The sequence below is a fragment of the Haematobacter massiliensis genome (assembly GCF_000740795.1).
GTDB lineage: Bacteria > Pseudomonadota > Alphaproteobacteria > Rhodobacterales > Rhodobacteraceae > Haematobacter > Haematobacter massiliensis.
The window spans coordinates 1-659 of sequence record NZ_JGYG01000048.1; the positions used below are offsets into that span (position 1 = coordinate 1).

Consider the following 659-nt stretch of genomic DNA (forward strand, 5'->3'; position numbering starts at 1 on the left):
CCAACTACCTAATCCAACGCGGGCCGATCCTTCGCCGATAAATCTTTCCCCCAAAGGGCTCATCCGGTATTACTCCCAGTTTCCCAGGGCTATTCCGAAGCAAAGGGCACGTTCCCACGCGTTACTCACCCGTCCGCCGCTAGGACCGAAGTCCTCGCTCGACTTGCATGTGTTAGGCCTGCCGCCAGCGTTCGTTCTGAGCCAGGATCAAACTCTCATGTTGAAACCCACCAAAGCGGGTTCTTGACGTTCGAACCTTCGCACATCGCTCCTGACCCGAAAGCCAGGAGACCATCTGTTCAACGTGCTCAAGTCATCGCTGACCAAAGCCGCCAAACAGTGAAGCTGACACTCACATCATCGGAACCGAAATCCCTAGTGAGCCGATATGCAAGGCTTCAAAGGTCGTATGACCGAACCGCCCGCATATCTCTTCAGTAAAACCATATTGTCAAAGAGCAGAGAGACAAAAATCAACCGGTCAACCAAACTCGCGCCTGGCCTACCGCCCAACCTCATCTCCAGATTGTCACAAGAACTTCAGCACTTCCGCCTCAGTCCCCGTCCCGTCCGTCCCGGCCCCGTCTCCAGCGCCCCGTCCGTCTCGGTGAAGCGGTATCTAGGCAATCACAAACAAACCCGCAAGAAGAAAATGACAG

At 54.9% G+C, this 659-nt stretch carries 1 protein-coding gene and 1 rRNA gene; one reads left to right on the forward strand and one right to left on the reverse strand.

Going from position 1 to position 659, the window contains the following annotated elements:
- Positions 1–223 (reverse strand): 16S ribosomal RNA (locus CN97_RS19695); the annotation flags it as partial.
- A gap of 165 nt (positions 224–388) precedes the next feature.
- On the opposite strand from CN97_RS19695, the gene CN97_RS21150 reads away from it, so the two are divergent.
- The coding region (locus CN97_RS21150; RefSeq protein ID WP_211253720.1) for a hypothetical protein at positions 389–659 on the forward strand (271 nt) is incomplete at its 3' end.